At 66.3% G+C, this 18,585-nt stretch carries 18 protein-coding genes and 1 pseudogene; 8 read left to right on the top strand and 11 right to left on the bottom strand.

Going from position 1 to position 18,585, the window contains the following annotated elements; all coding sequences use genetic code 11:
• Positions 1-121: 121 nt before the first annotated feature.
• Genes ABZS37_RS23085 through ABZS37_RS23070 form a run of 4 tightly spaced genes read right to left on the bottom strand, consistent with a single transcriptional unit; the run spans position 122 to position 2,977 of the window.
• A complete protein-coding gene (locus ABZS37_RS23085) occupies positions 122-1,474 on the bottom strand; it encodes a hypothetical protein (protein ID WP_355172024.1) in 1,353 nt (450 codons plus the stop codon).
• Positions 1,471-2,034 carry a hypothetical protein gene (locus ABZS37_RS23080; protein WP_355172022.1) on the bottom strand — a complete coding sequence of 188 codons (564 nt, stop codon included), beginning with the start codon at positions 2,032-2,034 and terminating at the stop codon, positions 1,471-1,473. The genes ABZS37_RS23085 and ABZS37_RS23080 overlap by 4 nt, the downstream gene beginning before the upstream one ends.
• Positions 2,031-2,522, bottom strand: coding sequence for a hypothetical protein (locus ABZS37_RS23075; protein ID WP_355172020.1), 492 nt, complete (start codon positions 2,520-2,522; stop codon positions 2,031-2,033). The genes ABZS37_RS23080 and ABZS37_RS23075 overlap by 4 nt, the downstream gene beginning before the upstream one ends.
• Positions 2,519-2,977: a hypothetical protein gene (locus ABZS37_RS23070; RefSeq protein ID WP_355172018.1), complete on the bottom strand. Its 459-nt coding sequence runs from the start codon at positions 2,975-2,977 to the stop codon at positions 2,519-2,521. The genes ABZS37_RS23075 and ABZS37_RS23070 overlap by 4 nt, the downstream gene beginning before the upstream one ends.
• A 209-nt stretch (positions 2,978-3,186) precedes the next feature.
• On the opposite strand from ABZS37_RS23070, the gene ABZS37_RS23065 reads away from it, so the two are divergent.
• The 4 genes from ABZS37_RS23065 to ABZS37_RS23050 all read left to right on the top strand — a co-directional run bounded on the left by ABZS37_RS23065 (position 3,187) and on the right by ABZS37_RS23050 (position 6,416).
• The gene (locus ABZS37_RS23065) at positions 3,187-4,029 is read left to right on the top strand and encodes a hypothetical protein (RefSeq protein WP_355172016.1); all 843 of its coding nucleotides are present in this window, start codon (positions 3,187-3,189) and stop codon (positions 4,027-4,029) included.
• 28 nt (positions 4,030-4,057) lie between these two features.
• The gene (locus ABZS37_RS23060) at positions 4,058-4,612 is read left to right on the top strand and encodes a hypothetical protein (RefSeq protein ID WP_355172014.1); all 555 of its coding nucleotides are present in this window, start codon (positions 4,058-4,060) and stop codon (positions 4,610-4,612) included.
• Between the two features lie 61 nt (positions 4,613-4,673).
• Entirely contained in the window at positions 4,674-4,856 is a 183-nt protein-coding gene (locus tag ABZS37_RS23055; RefSeq protein ID WP_355172012.1) for a hypothetical protein, read from the top strand.
• A gap of 378 nt (positions 4,857-5,234) precedes the next feature.
• Positions 5,235-6,416 (top strand): hypothetical protein, encoded by a 1,182-nt coding sequence (locus ABZS37_RS23050; RefSeq protein ID WP_355172010.1) that lies wholly within the window; start codon positions 5,235-5,237, stop codon positions 6,414-6,416.
• Here the strand turns inward: ABZS37_RS23050 and ABZS37_RS23045 are convergent, their stop codons facing one another.
• From ABZS37_RS23045 to ABZS37_RS23030, 4 genes and pseudogenes are all read right to left on the bottom strand, one after another.
• Positions 6,417-6,854 carry a carbamoyltransferase C-terminal domain-containing protein gene (locus ABZS37_RS23045; protein ID WP_355172138.1) on the bottom strand — a complete coding sequence of 146 codons (438 nt, stop codon included), beginning with the start codon at positions 6,852-6,854 and terminating at the stop codon, positions 6,417-6,419.
• Positions 6,855-7,090: 236 nt separating this feature from the next.
• Positions 7,091-8,032 (bottom strand): annotated as a pseudogene (locus tag ABZS37_RS23040) (carbamoyltransferase N-terminal domain-containing protein); the annotation flags it as partial.
• Positions 8,033-8,049: 17 nt separating this feature from the next.
• Positions 8,050-9,183, bottom strand: coding sequence for a cytochrome P450 (locus ABZS37_RS23035; protein ID WP_355172008.1), 1,134 nt, complete (start codon positions 9,181-9,183; stop codon positions 8,050-8,052).
• On the bottom strand, positions 9,180-9,473 hold the full coding sequence (locus ABZS37_RS23030; RefSeq protein WP_355172006.1) for a phosphopantetheine-binding protein: 294 nt from the start codon (positions 9,471-9,473) through the stop codon (positions 9,180-9,182). Before ABZS37_RS23030 ends, ABZS37_RS23035 begins: the two co-directional genes overlap by 4 nt.
• 193 nt (positions 9,474-9,666) lie before the next feature.
• Here ABZS37_RS23030 and ABZS37_RS23025 point away from each other — a divergent pair, with 193 nt between their 5' ends.
• A complete protein-coding gene (locus ABZS37_RS23025) occupies positions 9,667-10,479 on the top strand; it encodes a class II fructose-bisphosphate aldolase (protein ID WP_355172004.1) in 813 nt (270 codons plus the stop codon).
• 21 nt (positions 10,480-10,500) lie between these two features.
• Here the strand turns inward: ABZS37_RS23025 and ABZS37_RS23020 are convergent, their stop codons facing one another.
• Entirely contained in the window at positions 10,501-11,889 is a 1,389-nt protein-coding gene (locus ABZS37_RS23020; RefSeq protein ID WP_355172136.1) for a condensation domain-containing protein, read from the bottom strand.
• A 167-nt stretch (positions 11,890-12,056) separates the two neighbouring features.
• Between ABZS37_RS23020 and ABZS37_RS23015 the strand changes: the two genes are divergently transcribed.
• The gene (locus ABZS37_RS23015; protein ID WP_355172002.1) at positions 12,057-13,265 is read left to right on the top strand and encodes a damage-control phosphatase ARMT1 family protein; all 1,209 of its coding nucleotides are present in this window, start codon (positions 12,057-12,059) and stop codon (positions 13,263-13,265) included.
• On the opposite strand, the gene ABZS37_RS23010 is transcribed toward ABZS37_RS23015, so the two are convergent.
• Both ABZS37_RS23010 and ABZS37_RS23005 read right to left on the bottom strand, forming a co-directional pair.
• Entirely contained in the window at positions 13,250-16,027 is a 2,778-nt protein-coding gene (locus ABZS37_RS23010) for a tetratricopeptide repeat protein (RefSeq protein ID WP_355172000.1), read from the bottom strand. The genes ABZS37_RS23015 and ABZS37_RS23010 overlap by 16 nt on opposite strands.
• Positions 16,027-16,362 carry a trypco2 family protein gene (locus ABZS37_RS23005; RefSeq protein WP_355171998.1) on the bottom strand — a complete coding sequence of 112 codons (336 nt, stop codon included), beginning with the start codon at positions 16,360-16,362 and terminating at the stop codon, positions 16,027-16,029. Before ABZS37_RS23005 ends, ABZS37_RS23010 begins: the two co-directional genes overlap by 1 nt.
• Before the next feature lie 296 nt (positions 16,363-16,658).
• Between ABZS37_RS23005 and ABZS37_RS23000 the strand changes: the two genes are divergently transcribed.
• Together ABZS37_RS23000 and ABZS37_RS22995 are read left to right on the top strand one after the other, a co-directional pair.
• Positions 16,659-17,534 (top strand): ROK family protein, encoded by an 876-nt coding sequence (locus tag ABZS37_RS23000; RefSeq protein ID WP_355171996.1) that lies wholly within the window; start codon positions 16,659-16,661, stop codon positions 17,532-17,534.
• A 20-nt stretch (positions 17,535-17,554) separates the two neighbouring features.
• Positions 17,555-18,523 (top strand): hypothetical protein, encoded by a 969-nt coding sequence (locus tag ABZS37_RS22995; RefSeq protein WP_355171994.1) that lies wholly within the window; start codon positions 17,555-17,557, stop codon positions 18,521-18,523.
• Positions 18,524-18,585: the final 62 nt, after the last annotated feature.

Genomic DNA, 18,585 nt, shown 5'->3' with positions numbered 1-18,585 from the left:
ACACCTACCGCCAAGCGATCACCGCCGCCGGCACCGGCTGCGCCGCCGCCCTCGACGCCGGGCGCCACCTCGCCACCATGTCCTAACTGCCTTCTCCCGCCGCCGTCCCGGAGATGGCCGGTCACCGGTCACTCATGGGCAAGAGGCGGCCCCCGAACACATTGACATCGCAGGTTGCCGGTGCGAGATCGACGTCGTTGGACTGCAGGTGCAGGTTGATCACGTCGAAGCCGTCTCCCGATAGGGCGGCGCGGGCGCCTTGAGCGACTCCGAGACATGCGGTGACGGCGCCGACGAAGGCGGCGCCGACGGCGGTCCCGGCGAGTTGTACCGATCCGCAGGGATCGCGTCGCTCAAGGTCGGCGAGGGCGGCCGTGGGGGCACGTCGTTGCTGCGAAACGCCCTCCTTCCAGCTGCGGACCTCCTCGCTGGGGACCTCACCGGGGAATCGGCGCAGGAGCAGGGCGTTGAAGTCGGCCGGTCCGACGCCGAGTCCGGCGTCTATGGCGAGCTTCCAGCCGACTCCGGAAATGAGCCTGCGAGCGTCGAGACTGTCGACGCCGAGCAGCGCGACATGGTGCTCCTCGTCCTGGACGCGGCTGGTGTGATCAAGCCGCCGGTCGAGGATGACGACGTCGTAACCGGCCCGCTCGAGGACCGCCGCGGCCAGACGGGTCTTGCGGACCGGTTCTGGCTTCACGGGGGTGAGAAGCCCGGTGCTGTGGTTGGCATCCACGACGCGCTGGGTGTCCTGCAGGACCACCTCTACCCGGGACGGGTCGAGGTAGGCGAGCCAGGACATCACCCAGGCGTAGGCCTGGCCGAGGTGACCGAGGCCGACGATCCACCAAGCCGCCGGTGCGTGAGTTAGCTCGGGCCCGTCGGCGTTGGTCCCCGGCTGCCAGAGGTTGACGGTGATGGTGCGCCAGCCGGCGTCACTGCCCGGGCGGTTGCGAAGGGCGCCGAAGGCCTCGTGCACACCGAGGGCCCCGGCGGCGATCGCGGCCAGCACGTTGCCCTCGACGGCGTGGCCGGTCCCCGTGTCGGCCGGGTGGACGTGAGCGGTCCAACCGCTCCACCTGGCCCGGAGCCGGACGCCGCCTGCGGGCGCCGGAAGCGCAGCGTCCCCGAGGTACAGCACGGGCCAGTCAGCCGGGACGTCGGTCAGGTCCTCGGCGTGCCGGGCACCTTCTCGGCCGGTCATCTGCACGATGGTGTGCCCGCAGTGCGGCCCGGCGGTCAGTGGCACCTTGCCGTCGGCGATCACGATGACCTGGCCGAACGCGCGGACCGCCGTCGCGACGGCCGTGCACAGCGCGGCCTGGACGCGCACGTCCGAGGCCACGCTGTCCGCGACGATGGCCATTCCCGTCGCGACGTGCGCGTCGAGCGCGGCGTTGACGGTCGCCTGGGTTCCCTCGTGCACTGCCAGCAGGGCGGTGCGGTTGAAGGTGTCGGTGATCGGGATGGTCATCGTCTCTCCTGAATTTGCCGACGGCGGAAGCGGGGCAGCAGCCGGCGCCACCACGGTCTGTGTTCAGCGGCCATGTGCCGTTCGGGCACGAGCAGGAGCTCGCCGGCTTGTTCTCCGTAGAAGGACGCCCAGTCGCCGTTCACACGCAGGTGGACCCCGAGCGGGGACACGTCGGTGACGCCAGCCGCGAAGTGCGGGGCGATCAGCGCGACGTGGCCGTCCCGGGCGACCATGGGGTGCGCAGCGTCAACGCGGCTCTGCTGAACGCGGTGGGCCGGGTGGGTGTGGATGTCGCCGACCACGCGCAGCCCGTCACGACGGCAGAGGTCCTGAAGCCTGGTGTAGCCGGCGGCGTGGAAGTCGATCCGCCCGGTGAGGCAGTCCGGATCGAGGTCGTCGTAGAACACGATCGCGGTGACCGGCTGGGGCAGCTCGTTCTCGGGGTGGGACCGGTCGGTGAGCAGGAACGCGCCGCTCTCGCGGTGTCCCTGCCCCCGCTCGGCCAGCCCGGCGAGCAGGACGTCGAACAGGTCCGGTGCGATCGTCAGACGGGCGGTCACCGGGCAAACCCTCTCTGAGGCATCGTCGCGCAGGACAGCTCCCGATGCAGTTCCCGCAGGTAGAACCCGATCGTGCGGTTCACGTTCCAGGACCGCTCCGGGCGTTCGGTGGCCCAGTTCGAATGACTCGTGATCCCGGCTCGGTCGCAGGCCAGGTACGGCGCGTTGTTGTTCGACGGCGACCACTCCGGGCGGAAGATCTCCGGGTCGCGGCTGGAGACCGGCCACTCGGACATGGGCAGCGGTGTGTCCGCGCTGACGTTCCAGGGCTGCCCCGCCGGCGCCTGGAGCGGGTAGTCCTGGACGTTGAGTCGCATGCCCAGCTCCGCGTCCTCGCCGACCGCGATGGCCACCGTCAGGAACGGCCAGGTGAGGTCGACGATGCGCCAGGACCCGGCGTCGACACCGGCCTCGACGTCGGCGGCCGACAGATGCCGGCGCAGACGTCGCAGGTTCGGGTCGACGCCGGGCTCGGACGCCGTGCTCATCCCTGCGGCCGGACCGTGTGGACCAGGTCGACCATAGCGCTGCAGGTATGCCTCGGAACGATGGTGGTGACGGGCGTGTTCAGGTCCAGGTCCTCAGTCTCGTTAGGGAGCCGCAGGACCAGATCGGCCGCGGCGGCCTGGCTGATTCCGAACGCCGCGATCGCCCGCTTGCGGACCTGACGCAGCCGGATCGCCGGGTGCACCTTGACCACCTTGTCGGCTCCGGCGTACCCGACCGTCACCGTGATCTGGCGGCAAGCCGAAGTAGCCAGGTGACCCGGCCGCCCGGCCAGAGCCGCCTCGACCGTCACGGTCACGTCGAGCTCGGCCTCGTCGTCGACCGCGAACACCTTCTCGTCCTCCTCGATGACGAGAAGGTCACCGAGCCGCACATCGGGCTCGACCTCGCGGGTCTGGGCGACGGCCTCGCCGGCCGTGAACTTGTGGATCCTCACGTTTGCTCCTCTGCGTCAGCGGGGCCGTGTCGACGGGCTCCGCGGTCTCGGAGTCCGCCGGTAGGGCACCAGCCGTCCCCGAGATTTTCGGTTTCACTGAGACCAGTGAAACAGGTGATCGCGTCCGGCGCAACCCCCCGAAGCGGCCTCTGGTCCACTTCGGCGTCCCGAGGGCGTGCAGGCCCCGTTCCAGCTGTCATGCTTGGTGTGTGCGTATCGAGTTGGCCGGCCGGAACCCCCTCCGACGCCGAGAGCTGAGGGCTGACTTTCACGGCGACACGGGGAACCTGGTGCTCGACGCGCGAGGACTGCAGTGGGTCAGCCCGCTTGAGCTCGCCGCCATCGTCTCGATGGGGACCGTCGCCGCTGCCGACGGCCGCGACGTCCACCTGCTCGTTCCTCACGATCCGAAGATCGCGTCATATCTCGTGCGGATGAACGTTGTGGAGCTACTCAAGCCCTTCGCCGAGATCGACGGGTCAGTCCCACCCCAGGGGCGGCGCGACCACTCCGACAAACTCCTCGAGGTTGCCAAGGTCACGCCTACCAACATCGACGACGTCAGCGAGACACTCGGCCAATTGGTAAAGGCGCAGCTTGGACCGGACGCGGGAAGGGCGGCCTTCCGCAGCCTCGCCGAGCTGCTCAGCAACGCCACCACACACGGCCTCAGCAAGACCGGCGCCTTCACCGCCGCCCAGCTCTACAGCGGCACCCTGAGCCGCACACCTGGGTTCGAGTTCGCCGTCTGCGACTCCGGCGCCGGGATCCAAAAGGTCCTTTCCGACGCCACCAACCAGGATCTGGAAGGACCCCCGGCTCTCGAGCTAGCGCTGAACGGCGGCATTAGACGCGCCGAAGGGCGAGGCCACGGACTACCGAATCTGTGGCGGCAGGCCATCCTAGGCGGCAACAAGGGAGGTGAACTCATGCTCCGCAGCGGAGACGCCGTCGCCACCGCGAAGCTCCGCTCGGAACCCACCTCGATCTGCAGCCGCGTCGCCGAACCGGTGCACGGCACCTGGGCCTGGCTCCGCGTCCGAGTTCCGTAACGGGCCGTAACGTGTTTCAATCAGTCAGGTGAAACCGGATCCCGCTACGACCGTCACCTACGACGTCGGACAACACCGGGCGTTCCTGTCAACCAGGGAACGCGGCAGGAAAGTGCTTCACGACCTAGAAGACCACATCCCGCCTGGCACCAGCCTTCTCGTCATCGACTTCACCAACGTGGAGGCGATGACCGTCAGCTTCACCGACGAGTTCCTCCGCAAGTACTACTCCACCCTCGCCACGCAGGACGACGGGCCGACCTCCGTGCTCGTCACCGGACTCAACAACGACACCCGCGAAACGATCGTCATCGCCTTCGAACGCCGCGAACTTCTCGCACTGGAGCGACTCGGTGATGACCTTGTGCTGCTCGCGGCGTCGGAAGTTCTCTCGGACACCTTCAAGCTCGCCAGGACACTGGGAACGTTCACCGCGACGACGGTCGCCGAACAGCTGGGCATCAGCGCCCCCAATGCGAATAACCGACTCAAACGCCTCGTCGCGGCAAGAGCGCTCGTCCGGCGGCGTGGGGTCGCCGAGCGCGGCGGCAAGGAATTCACCTACTCCGCACCTAAAGTTTGAGCGTCTGGCGTTGTGTCTCCCTCGCGGCTCAGCAACGCCACGCTCCGCTCAGGCTCGGCACGTGACGCTGTCCGAGGCCGTCGACCGCCCCACCGGTGTGCCGTACGACGAATCCGTCCGCGCGGTCCGCCGGTTCAAGGGCATCGGGCTGCTTCGGCTGCTGGTCACGGCGTCGGTCGCGCAGTGGCGTCGCTCGCCCCGCGTGCTGGTCAACGCGGCGGATGGATCACGCCGTGGGCGGTGAGCCTGGTCGCCGGGAAGTCCTCGCTCGGTGGTTGCCCGGACGTCGGGGAACTTGCGCGAACAGTCAAAGATGGACACGGACTTAGCCGCAACAGATCAAGGCTCGCAGCCATTCGCAGGCCCTAGACCAACGGACCTGCGGGGGTGCGCAGCGAAGTGGTCTCGGGCGAACACCATAATGACCCAACTCAGCGCACGCGACAACATTCTGGAAACCCGCACCCACCTGCCTGGACCGTCCCGCTCAATGACGCCGCGGCGTATCCAGCAGGGGGACTGGTAGCGTTCGCACCGAACGGTACCGGCCGTCTCTCCCTTCGCCCTAGGTCGCGACCGACGGCTGGCTCGCGACCTCGTACCTGCGACGAGGGAGTCCAGGATGCCTCAGTACGACGTGCCGTTGGCCGAGACTATCGCTTCGACGTACCTCGATGAGGTAACCCGGAGGATCTTTTTCCTGTCCGAGGAGATCGAGGATTTTGTGGTTCGGCGGTCTGGTGACCAGATCGTTGCAGTATCGATCCGCACCAGTGCCGCCGTGGACGCCGCTGACCTGGCCGAGCGCGTCAATCAGCTGATGCGTACAGAGATCCTCCGAACGCGACCTGCGGAGCAAACCTTGATCTGGCGCTCCCCCAATCCTGGGGCGGTAGTAGAAGACACATTTGAGAGGTTGGTGAACCAAGGCGTGGTACTCGAGGCTGGCGAGGGGCAGTATGCGCTAGGGCCCCCGTTTGTTGCCGCGATGTCCCATATCGACGCGCGACTGAGCGAAGTCGCACTAAGTCGATTCTCTGCGCTGGAGTATCGATATCCGACCCTAATCAGCACCGATGCCATCCGCCGAACTGGTTATCCAACGTCCTTCCCGCAGTTCCTTATGTCGGTCAGCCGACTACACGCGGACAGCTCGTCATACCGAAAGTTCCTGACAGAACTGGACGTGGGCGGCGATTTGGCCGGGGCGATCCAGGAGCACAGCCGGCACTCCGGCTACGTCCTGCCTCCCACGATGTGTTTCCACGTCTACCACCAACTGCGAGGGTCCCGGTTGAGACCGGGCGCGACCGCTGTCTACACGGCGCGGGGCAAGTCGTTCCGCCACGAGTCGCGGTACCGCAGAGGTCTGGAGCGGCTTTGGGACTTCACGATCCGAGAGACCGTTTTTGTCGGCCCCCGGGATTGGGTAGTCGCTCAGCGCCGTGCATTCCTAAACGCCACTCTGGAGGTGGTGGAGAAGCTAGGATTGGGCGGCCACGTCGAGGTGGCCAACGATCCATTCTTCGGTGATGCTGGGACCGCCGATCGGGCCACCTCCCAGCGGCTGCTGCACCTGAAGTACGAGCTGCACCTGCCAGTGGCCGGCGGGCGGACGGTGGCGGCAGGCTCCTTCAATTTGCACGGTACGACGTTTTCTGAAGCGTTCGGCATCGAGCTTGCGGACGGGCAACAAGCCCACACCGCCTGCGTGGGCTTCGGGCTCGAACGCTTCACCTACGCCTTTGTCTGTCGCTACGGTACGGACCCGACGGCATGGCCGGGTCCCCCCCTCGGATCATGACTACGTGGGCGAGTCACTGTCGCACTCGACGATGAGATCGTTGATGACGGCAAAGTCGAGGTGGACCGCCTTGAAGGCTGCCATCACGTCGTCAACGGAGTCAGCGATCGGCTGTCCCCGAGAGTTCAACGACGTGTTCACCAGGACGGGTGGCATTCCGCTCTCGCGGAGAGCGGCGAGTAGGTTGTCGAGAACCGGTGCCGAGCCGGGATGCAGCACCTGGGGCCGAGTGCTGCCATCGATATGCACAGTAGCGGGCATGACGCGTCGGCCGTGATCGGATACGAGGGCGTTGCCTACCATGTACCGCCCGCGGTTTCCCTGGTCGGCCCAGAGCGCTGAGGCATACGACGGCAGGGTGACCGGCGCCAGCGGGCGCCATGGCTCCCGTCCCTTGCGCGCGTTGATGACGTCACGCTGGTTCTCGTCAGTGGGCAGCGCGATAATGGAGCGGTGCCCCAGAGCCCGGGGCCCACCTCCGCGCGCCCCTCGGCAACGGCGCCGATCTTTTGCTGATTCAGTAGCCGGATCACGGCCTCCGGCGAGTAGGGACGCACCGTTAGGCCAGCGTCTCGCAGCTGGATCACCGATACCGACGACAGCTCACTGCCGAGATAAGGCGAGATCGGCACGCCCGTGTTGCCGGGTGGGCAAACCGACCATGCCGCTCCCAGCGCGACCCCCGCGTCGTGCGGGAATGGCGGGATGAAGACGGGCTCGGGCAGATGTCCATTCGCCACGCAGTTGAGTGCCACCCCGCCCGCCAGGCAGACCTGCTGGTACCCACTAAGCCGGACCGTCTCGGCGTGCAGCGTTGAGATTGCCTCCTCGACCGTCTGCTGGGCGCGCGACGCAAGGGCAATCGCGGCATGGTCCTCGTGTAGCAGGGCAAGCGGCCGCGTGACCGGTTCATGAGACCCGGCCAGGTAGCCCATCCATGCCTCGACGAAGGTCTTGTATCGGGTTGCGTCGTGCATGGCGAAGAATGGTCGCTCGTCGCCGAGCAGGTCGCCCAGCGGCAGTGGCTCGACGTTCGACGAATCCCGGTAGGACGCCAAGCCCATCGTCTTGCCGGAGTCGAGTTCACCGAATCCCAACATCCTGGTGGTCGCTTCGTAGAGAGCACCGAGGGAGAAGCCGCGGGGCCAGTGACGCATTGCCCGTGGTGCTGCGCTTCGGGTCATTGTGTAAATCGAGGTGGAGTAGAACTCACCGCTACCATCGACGACGAGAACTCCGGCCTCGTCGAATCCTGACGCGTAGAAAGCGGACGAGGCGTGTGCGAGGTGGTGCTCGACAAAAACCACCTCCGGCTTCGCCCGGTCGCCGACTGAATCGCCGAACAGGTTCTGGAGCAGGCGTTCCCGGTCGCGGGCGGGATAGTACCAACGGCGGTTATGTGGTTGATCCCAGCCGACGGCCACCACATCGAGATCCTGCCAGGCGATTCCTGCGCTGGATAGGCAGACCCCGACCGCGCGAGATGGGAACGTGTTCCATGCGTGTTTCACGCGGGTCAGCCGTTCCTCCTCCACACATGCCCAGACCCGTCCATCTCCGTCGATGAGGGCTGCGGCGCTGTCGTGCCATTCCCAGTTGATGCCTAAGACCCACACGCGCCGGTGCCTCCGTTTCAGCCGAGGACAAGATCGGGGACGCTGCGGAAGGTACGTCCACGTGGTCGCGGAGTCGCCGGAGACAGGACCCGTAGGGACTCGAAGCGGCGCACCAGTTCGTGGATTAGCGTCTCGATCTCCACCTGCGCAAGGCCGGAGCCGAGACAATGGTGCGGTCCGGCGCCGAAGGTCAGAGGAGCGCGGCCCCGTCGGTGCAAATCCCAGACGTCCGGATCTGGATACGCGGACGGATCACGGTTGGCGCTAGCCAGACAGACCTGCACCGGCGAACCGGCCGGAAGTCTGTGCTCGCCCATGCTGACCTCAGTCGTGGTGAAACGGAGTGTCACGTGTAGCGGCGGTTCGTGGCGAAGAGTCTCGGCGACGGCCGCAGGGATCAGCTCCGGCACATGGCGGAGCAGATCGAACAGTTGAGGCTGTCCGAATATCCGCGCAGCCACATTGGTTATTGCCGATGTTGTGGTCTCAGTGGCGGCGACGATCGCGAGTAGCGCGTTCTCGACGATCTCTGGTTCGGACAAGCCGCCGGCACCGAGCAGGTGAATCAGGCTCCTGGTGTGCGTCGAACGGGACATCGCCGCGCGCAGATACGCCTTCAGTTCGTCGCGTCGGGCGACGACCGTCGCGTACTCGACGGGGCCGTGGTCGATGAACACTACAAGTGGTCGCATGGTCCGCCGCAGGAACGTGTGTGCGTCGGCAGGCAGCCCCACGATCGCTGCGGCTACGCTAACCGGTAGGCGCGCGGCGACCTCCGGTAGCCAGCCCGGTTCAGTCGAGCCGAGCACGTCGTCGAGAAGGTGCCGTACTGCCGGGAGGACGAGGCTCGTTGCATAGTCCGCTACCGCTGCGGGCCGAAAAGCGGGCAGGAACGCGCTGCGCATCCGGCTGTGCATGTCGCCGTCGGTATCGAGCGCGGAGAGGCCGATCGCTGTCCGTGTGCGCCGAAACGGGTTGGCCGTGGTGAACGCCGGCGAGTTGAGCGCCGCCCGGACGTTCGGATACCCGAACACGAAGTAGCAGTTCATTTGCGGTGACCAGGCCACTGAGTCCCGTGCGACGTAGTGAGCGTACAGCGGCCAGGGATTTGTTTGGAAGATCTCGTCGGCGAAGTCGAGAACTCCGATCACGTCACGCCGACCCGACCCTCGGCGACGAGGAGCGGTTCCATCATCCGTCGGATGCTCCGGAGGGTGAAGAACGCCTCCATGCCGTACTGCTCGACCGGCACCTGCACGTTGAAATACTCCTCCATCGCACGGAGTAGTCGGACCACGGTTAGCGATCGCAGTAAGCCGGCGTCGAACAGATTGATCTCCGGACCGGTGACAGGATCGTTCAGTGCGGCGACCGCACTGGCGTCGTCGTTGATTTCACCGAGTAGACCGATGATCGATTGGAAGAATGATGCATCGTCCATGTTCCCTGTCCGCTTCGTCGGGGGTGCGAAGGGTTGCGGGATGAGGATCTGCAGCCGAAGCTCATCGTACGGTGATTCTATGACCCCTTCAGCTGTCCAGACAACTGTCGTCTGTCAATATCACGACATTCGGCTGCCACGTTGCTAGGTAGGCTATCCGGTGATCTTCGATTCTAGTCGATGAGGAGCGCGGGTGGACCTTCAGTTGCAGCTCCGCGAGGGCCCGGCGATTCCGGCATTCAACTTCAACGATCAGTTCGACTTGGCCGCCGTCGTTGACGCGCTGGAGGCAAGGGGCCGCCCCGGAATCCTGATGATCTCTACTACAGCGATCGCCTTCGGAGGGCTTGAGTTTCTCTTCGAGATCTTCAATTTCCACCGGCGCCGAACGTCGCAGCATCTCTTCATCCAACTCGACCACTGTGCGGACGAGGCTACGATGCTGCAAGCCGCCGAGCTGAAGTTCGACCTGGTCATGGCCGACTATTCGCATCTCGCCGTCGAGGACAACATCGCCTGGGTCGCCCGGCTCACGGCGCTCCTGCGCGGGAGCCGGTGCCTGGTGGAGGCTGCACCTACGCCGATCCCGGACACGGCAGCGGGCCGGGAGGATCGGTCGGCTTTGACATCGCCGGGCTACCTACGGCAGTACGTTGCGGAGACCGGCTGTCAGGTTGTAGCCCCCCACTTGGGAACGCTGCACGGGTTCGGTCGCGACAAACCCCCGGTCGACCACGCCCGGGTTCAAAAACTGGCCCGGTCCTCGCCCGTGCCGGTCGCGGTACACGGCTGCGACTTTTTAGCGCCGGGGCAGCTGGCAACGCTTGCAGGGGCCGGCGTCCGAAAACTCAACGTCGGACCACAGTTGCGTGTGGCCTGGTGCACAGCGGCTCGCCGCGCATGGGAGGACTGTGACCTGAGGGAACCCGACCAGCGGCGGGTGCATCGAACAGCTGGCGGGGCGGTGCGCGCAGAGGTCGAGAAGATCCTCGATGCGCTGGCCTGACGGGTGCTCGATCAGGTGCGCCTATTCCAGTGTGACCTGGGACAGGCGAGCGCCGGGCGCCTCCGGCCACACGCTGAGCAGGCGGCGGTAGGCGGCCAGAAAGGACTCCATCCATGTCTCGGTGAAGTGGTCTGTGCGGTAACGGGCCTCGATCTGGACGCCATCGGACAGCGGATGGGCAATCAACCGCAGACCGCTGCGTGGCAGTTCCACGACCGGAACTCTTACAGCTTCGGCGCGGAGGCCGCGGCTGGAAAACAGCGCCGGGGGGCGGGAGCGCGGCATGTCGAAGTTTAGATACTCCGGTATCTCTACCCCGGGCCGGTACCGGATGCCGTAGAGTTCCGGACTCACCTCCATGGCCACCAGCGGGTGCGGTAGCTCCTCGTGCGCCATGGCGGCGAAGAGCATCCGGCCCTCCCGTTGGATGAGTTCCTCGAGTGTCGGGTCGCCGGATACATCGGTCCGCAACACTGCCGAGTTCGCGAAGTAGCCGGCCACGTCGTCCAAAGCTTGGACCGCCCGGTTGGCCAGCGCGCCGAACACGGTTACGTCGGCGGCGACATCGTCGGGCTGCCGAAGGCGTCGACGCCGATAGACCGTCGCCTTGAGTACTGCTGAGAGAGCGGTAAACGGGGAGGTCTTGAGGTCTGCCGCCACAGCGGACAGTCGGGTCCACAGGACGCCGTCCAGCGTGATCCGCTTCGCCTCAACCCCTACGGACTCCCGGTCGGCCGCTGGGTCCCGCAGACCGGAGGCGGGCAGGGCAGTGGTACCCGCGAGCGCGGCCCGCCAGTATTCGGCGAGGCGCTGCCGAGCCGGTCCCTCAAGATAGCGGCGTTCCCAGATAGTCCAATCGGGGAACTGCACCGGCAACGCGGGCAGCTCTGCGGAATTGCCAGCCTGTGCCTCGCAAAGCAGGGCGAAGAGGTCCCGTAACACGATCTCGCAGGAGCGGCCGTCTGCGAGCATATGGTCGACCGTCAGGCCGAGTAGGTGATCGGTGTCGGACATCCGGACGATGATCGCGCGCACGAGCGGGCCAGCGATGATGTCGAACGAATCGCTCGCATCACGGGCCAGTAGGGCGAGCCCGGCGGCGAAGCGTTCCGCGGGCGCGATCCGCTCGACCGACCGCACGACGAGACCGAAAGCGGGCGTTTCCGCGACGTGGAGTCGCGCACCCCTGCTGTCCACCGAGAACGTGAGCCGTAGGGCGTCATGTCGAGCAACAAGCCGGTCGAGAGCCAGTCCCACGCTGTTGGCTCGGACCTGGCCGGAAATCCGTAGCCCCAGCGGGACGATGTTGTTCTGCACATGCGTCATGCTCCCGGAGAGAAGGCGTTCCTCCTGAGCATGCGAGGCCGGGAGCCGTTGCGCTCGGCCGATCGGCTGGAGAGGCGGGCGCACGACGTCAACCTTCACCTGTCATTGACATCTGCCTATCATGCCCTGCCGCCGATTAGCATAGTAGACATCACCGTCCGTGCCCTCCCGCATCCGGGCAGCTCGGGATTCGCGATCTCGGTCGTTCGAGGCGGGAAGGGTTCGACCGCTGACCGGTAGGGAGACAACTCGTGCAGATACCCTCCCCGCTGCCCGAAAGGGCAGCTTTCACGACACCGGCGGCACCGGCGATCCTCGCCAACGTTGAGGGCTCCTTTGCCTGGGAGGTGCTGCACCGGCGTCACCCCGTGCTGATCGAGCACCTAATCAAGCTGCATCCCTATCCACCGTCAATTCGGGACCGGCTCGCGACGCTGTGCCGAGAGCTAGTCGACCGTCCGATCGGTAACCTGCCGGACAACGCACACGACCGGGCCGCCTGGGACGCCTGGGGAGCAAGCTGCTACGGCCTCCCGTGGCCGGACGCTCCTTCGCTGTGGGCGGAAAGCTACTTCCATCGTCGAGTGTTGGAGGCGGTGGCCTTCTTCGATCCCGGGACCTGGTATCACATCGATCCGTTCACGCCGATCAAAGAGGCGGATCTCGGCGGCACGGTCCTGGCCGACGACTTGCAGGCGCTGGCGGAGTTGACACGCCTACCCGCGTCCGAAGGCACGTTGGCGCTGCTTCTGGCGACGCTGTGGGGCAATCAGCTGGACCTCGGCTTCCGGATGGGAATGGCGGCGGTTTCCGGATGGGGCGGCACCTCCGCCCGGCTCGTAGTCGACCACACGAGTGCGATTTGTGACCTGCTGCATGTCGGCGCACCTGGGCAGATTTGCATCGTGGCCGACAACGCCGGGCGGGAGTTGCTCGCCGACTTGGCGCTCGTTGATCATCTGCTCCGCCACTACCTGGCGTCCCATGTGACGCTGCAGGTCAAGCCATACCCCCACTTCGTGTCGGATGCAGTGCCCGCCGACGTGATGACCTGCCTGCGTGTGCTAGTGCAGCCTCCGGAGCCGGCCGGCGCGGTGGGGCGCCGGCTCATTAGGGCCATCCGAGACGGACGGCTGACCATCACAGCACACTGGTTTTTCTGTTCTCCCCAGTCCTTCCACCATTTGCCGGAGGATCTGATTGGGGAGTACGCCGACGCAGACCTGACCGTGCTGAAGGGTGACCTCAACTATCGTCGGCTCGTGGGCGACTGTCATTGGCCGCCGGACATCGAATTTGCGAAGGTCACCTCGTACTTCCCGAGCCCGGTCGCGGCCCTGCGCGTCCACAAGTCGGAGGTGGTCGTTGGGGTGGAGGCCGCGCGGGTCTCGCAATTGGCCGCCGAAGACATCGGCTGGCGGATCGACGGGCGATACGGCACGGCTCAGTTGCGCGGCTGACCAGCCGCAACGTTCAGGCGACCGATCCGAATGGTGACCTTTCCGAGATCGGGGTGCCCGAGCTCGGTGAGGATGTCCGCCGACCGGTGCCAGGCAAGCGCGGCCGCGGTGTCGTTGCCGCGCGCTAGGTGAGCGTCGCCGAGATCGATGAGGACGCGGGCACGGTGGTACGAATCGTTGAGATCTTTGAATAGCCTGGCCCCGAGTTCGTAAAACTCTGTGGCCGCCTCCGGCCTGCCGAGATGATGATGTGCGTACCCGAGGTGATGGTATGCGTGTGCCTCCTCCCACCGGTTGCCCAGGTCACGCAGCGCAGCCAGCGCCTGCTCGCAGGAAACCAGCGCATGGTCCAGTTGCCCGTCCAACGCCTGATACCAGCCGAGCCAACTGAGCACGCGTGCCGCCCCCATGGCATGGCCCGCGGATCGGTACATCAGAATCGACCTCGCGGCGTTCTCCGCCGCTTCTGCAAACTGGCCTTGCTTTTCGTGCGACATGGCGATGTTGAAGTATGTCCGGGCCTGGCCGGGAACATCCTCGGCGTCGATGAAGAGCGACAGCGCGGAGTGAAGGTGGCGGTCTGCAATTTGATGTTCGCCGAGAAAGGTGTACGCGGTGGCCAGCAGCCGGTGTGTCAGCGCCTGAATGGCAAGACTATCTAGCCTGAGCGCGGCATCCAGCGCGGCCTGCTGCGTTTCGGCGTAATCGCTCCACCTCACCTGACGGTCGAGGAAGGTGCTCATGCACCATGCGAGCTGCCAGACGTGGTTGTCGCGTCCCAGAGCCGCCGCTTGGTGAACGGCGTCGCGCAGGTTGGCGTGTTCTTGCCGGAACCAGTTCATCCCCTGCGAATAATCCTCAAATTCGAGCAGGCTGACCCCCGCGGCTGCAGGTTCCGGCGTGATGGTGTCCCGCTGTGGGTACAGAAGGCGTTCGGCGCGAAACGCGGTGTGCAGGTAGAAGTCGAGGATTCGTTTGCGTGCCTCGACACGCTGACCGGGTACGGTATCCCGCTCGGCCGTCTCTACTGCGTACGCACGTAGGAGATCGTGAAAGGAATAACGGCCAGGCTGGATTTCGTTGATTAAATGAGCGCGCGTCAGCTCACTGAGGGCTGCTCGGGCTTGAGCTAGGTCGAATCCGGCGATGCTGGCGGCGCCGTTCAGGCCGATGTCGACGCCAGGCGCGAGCGCCAGCAGGCGGAACATCAATGCGGCACGGTTGGAAAGAACTCCGTCGGACCAGGAGAAGACGGAACGGACGCTAGTTGACGAGTCTCCGATCTCCAGCGCGTCCAGCCGCGCGCGCGTGTCGCGCAGCTCGTCGGCGAGCAGACGCAGCGCGAACGTCGGCCGCTCCGTCGCCCGCGCGGCGACCACCGCAAGGGCTAGCGGCAGCCGGCCACAATACTCGATGATCTCTGCTACGACGTCTGGTTCCATCTCGGTGCGCTCCGCGCCGACGGCCCGGGCCAGCAGAGCGGTCGCCTCTGCGACACTAAGCACGTCCAGTGCGATGAGACGTGCACCCATCGGCACGAGGCCGACTAGATTGTCCCGGCTCGTGATCAGCACCTTGCAGGTACGCGATCCGGGCAGCAGTGGGCGCACGTGATCCACGTTGCGCGCGTTGTCAAGTAACAGCAGCATCTTCCGTCCACTCAACAGTGTGCGGTAGAGCGCCGCCTGCGCCTCGGGGCTGGACGGGATCCGGTCCGGTGAAAGGCCGAATGCATCGAGAAAGCTTCGGATCACCGCCTCCGGTGTCAGGGGATCGCTGCTCGGATCGAAGCCTCGCAGATTCACGTACAGCTGGCCGTCCGGAAAGTCCTCGCTGCTCAGGTGTGACCACCGGATGGCAAGGGCGCTCTTACCGATGCCGGCGGTTCCGCCGATTGCGGAGATCGCGACAACGTCCGCATCGTCGATGGTCGTGCCGAGAAGGTCGGAGAGCGTGGAAAGTTCCGAATCCCGCCCGACAAATAGACCTGGGATGTCCGCTGGAAGCTGGCGGGGAACCGTCGCACTGGCCATGCTCCCGTCCTGCTCGTGCAGCACGACCGGCCGGGCCAGGGGGACGGGCTGGCCGTCCTCGAGCAAATGAAGCGCGAATTCGTCATCCTCGCAGAACGAGGTAGCCGCACGTACCCGCAGGCGCCGATTATCGAACAGGTCGTCGTCTTCCACCACGACGCCGATGAGCATGTCTACGCCGACGCCGATTGCGAAGACGGCTGCTCCCGATACTCCCGCCCACCGGCGCCGGTCACCCGGATGTCGGGAATTCGATCCGGGAAACGCATCTTGGTCAATTGCCAGGATGCCGTCGGGACTGACCGACAGCGGGTTTAGGCCGCCTGAGAGCTGCTCGACGACGCGGGCATCCTGCTCATGTGGTGCGAAGGTAGGATAGCCGAGTCCGGTGTAAGGCACGCGACGATTTCCAGTCAGCCGTCCCCAGGGCGCCGGTCGGCCGGAATAGGGCGGGAGAGGCGGACCGCTGGGGCCCGGTTCGATCCGTAACAAGGCGACGTCCCGACCGTCGGTTGCAGACCACACCCGTCGCGCCTGGAAGCGGATCGGTAACGCGTACGCGGGGTGGCCCAGGCGGACCTCGATCCGTTCGAGGGCTATCCCATCGTCATCGGTGACGACGTGGTCGGCGGTGAGGACGAGGGTGCGCCCGATTCGGTATCCCGAGCCCGCTTTGCGCATCTTATCCACCGTGCCGGCGCGGATGTCAGCCAGATGACGTGCTTCCACTATTCATTCCAGGACTCTTGGCGGCTTTCGGCGACCTTAGCCCGCTGCCCGGTTAGCTCTTCCACCACGCCAAGCTTGAGTGTGATTCGATGGGTCGTACTGTTTCCAATCGTGGCGTCGGTGCCCGCCTCGAATCCACCGATGGCGACGACATCGATCTTGACCTTCGCGCCCGGCTTGGTTTCCTTGCTGACCGCGACAGTAAACTCGAGTTCGGCCTCCTGGATCTCGAACCGCATGCTTCGGCCCATCGCAAGCGCCTGCGCCTGGGTGAGCTGGTCACGCAGTTCGCCGAGCACCTCGGCCAATCCGATGCGCGATACCAGGTCGGTCACTCTCTGCTCCCTCGCCGATCATACCGCAAGTGTGCGTGTGCACCCAGCGTCCACTATGCGTACATGAGTGTCGACGGTCCGTCCAGGTCGATCCAAGAAGTTGGACGTTCGGCCCGGTGGACAGAACCACGGATCGCAGGGCTTTCAAATGTCGGTGGATCCGGTATAACAGGATGATGGACAGCGCAGGCCGCGCGCATCTCCTCTGGCGGGCAAGCCCGACCGTCCGTCGTGGTGCGACTCTCGACAAGGCCTCGCACTCAAGGGCCCGGGCGGCTTAGACCGTGCCAGTGGTCGTGGGTGTCGACCTCGGTGGGACGAAGGTCCTGACCGTCGCGATCACGCCCGATGGCGCGGTGCAGCAACGGTGCTACGACACTCACCACGCGCGAGGTGAGGTGGAGGTCGTCGACCTCGTCGCCGCGGCTGTGTTGCAGTGCGCCGCCGATCAAGAGGTCACTGCGGTCGGCCTCGCCGTCGCGGCCTGGTTGACTGCGGACCGCTCGACCGTGACCATCGCGGTCAACCTCGGCCTCTGTGACGTCCGGCTCGGTGAGGCGGTAACCGCGCGGCTCGGTGTACCGGTCATTCTGGAGAATGACGGTAACGCCGCTGCGGTGGGCGAGGCTCGCTTCGGAGCGGCCCGAGGCAGTCGTCTGTCCATAATGTTGTCGGTCGGGACCGGCGTCGGTGGCGGTGTCGTCATCGACGGCCGCGTGCTAGCAGGTGGCCATGGCCTCGCGGGAGAGCTAGGCCACATGAGTCTCGACGACCAGGGACCAGCATGCGTCTGCGGCGGGCGAGGCTGCCTGGAGTGCTACGCGAGCGGGCTGGCGATCGCGCGATCCGCGGGGACGACCAACGCGCAGGATGCGGTGGCGGCGGCTCGCCAGGGCGATCCCGCGGCACTAAGCGCGCTGGAGTCGGCCGGTATCGCACTCGGCCGTGGCATCGCCCAGCTAAGCGCGGCGCTTGACCCCGACGTCGTCGTAATCGGGGGTGGCGTGGCGGCCGGGGCGGGCGACCTGCTGCTCCAACCGATCCGTCGTGCAGTGCGCAACGTGAGGTCACTCAGCACCGTGGTGGACCCGCCGGAGATTCGCCTCGCCGCCTGCGGCCCTGAGGCCGGGGCACTCGGCGCCGCCGCCATGGTTGTTCCCCGCCGCTCGTAGGACTGAGCGAGCTGGGCAGGGTGGCCCAACTCCTGGCCGACCACTCGACCTGCTATCCGCCCCGGAACGCCGGGTGGGTGTTGGAGCCGTTGCAGCCCGACCGGCTCGGGGAGGCGTACCTGGCGCTGGCAATTCCCGGTCACCGGTGGTCGTCGTTCGCTCCGAAGCCGTGGGCGGTCGGCGTCGTCCGCGCGTTGCTGCGCGGTGCGGGCATGCCCACCGCGCAGGCGGCCCGGGTCCGGGCTGGCGCGCTCACGGTGCTCGCCGAGGTGGCCGCCGGCTGGCCGCATGTGGCCGCCGCAGTGCTCCTGCCGGCCCTGCGAGACGATCCGGCGCTCGCCACCGCTGCCGGCGGGGCGGTGCTCGCGAAGATCATCGACCTGCCGGACGTGGACGTCGAGCTTCTGGCCCGGATCGAACCCTTCCTGCCGCCCGGACGTCACGTCAACTTCGACAACGTGGCGCGCGAGCTGGTGGCTCACCTCGCCGCTGACCGTCTGACCCGGGACCCGGACCCGGTCGAGCGGGCCCGGTTGCACATCGCGTACGGGCGCCGATTGGCCGATGCCGGCGACCGTGAGGCCGCGCTGGAGCAGATCGACCTGGCCGTCGCGGCCGGCGAAGCCGCGGTGGCCGCCGCCTCGCCGGAGACGTCCGCGCTACTCGCCCTGGCTCTGCACCTGCGGGCTCACCGACTCGCCGCCCTGACCCGCTACTCCGCGGCGTTGGCCAGTGTGCGACGGGCCGTGGAACTGCTCACCCCGCTCGCTGAGGGACCGGGCGACGATGCCGGGTCGTTCCGGTGGGCGCTCGTCGCTGTCACCCTCACCGGCGACACCGTGTCCGACGCGACGATGCGGGAGGCGCTTCACCAACTCGGTATCGCCGACCTGCAGGAGCCCCTGACGACCGACGCAGCAGGTGACCCGACGCGAGGCGAGCAGCAAGGCGACGATCTAGTGCCTCGTCATGCAGCCTTGAACGGGTAATCCGGGTGGCGGATCTTGGAGTTGGTGGCATATCCGGTTTTTGGTCGGGCGTGCTGGTTGCG

Source organism: Micromonospora sp. NPDC005413, from assembly GCF_040606435.1.
Lineage (GTDB): Bacteria > Actinomycetota > Actinomycetes > Mycobacteriales > Micromonosporaceae > Micromonospora.
This window is presented reverse-complemented; position numbering and strand designations above follow the sequence as displayed.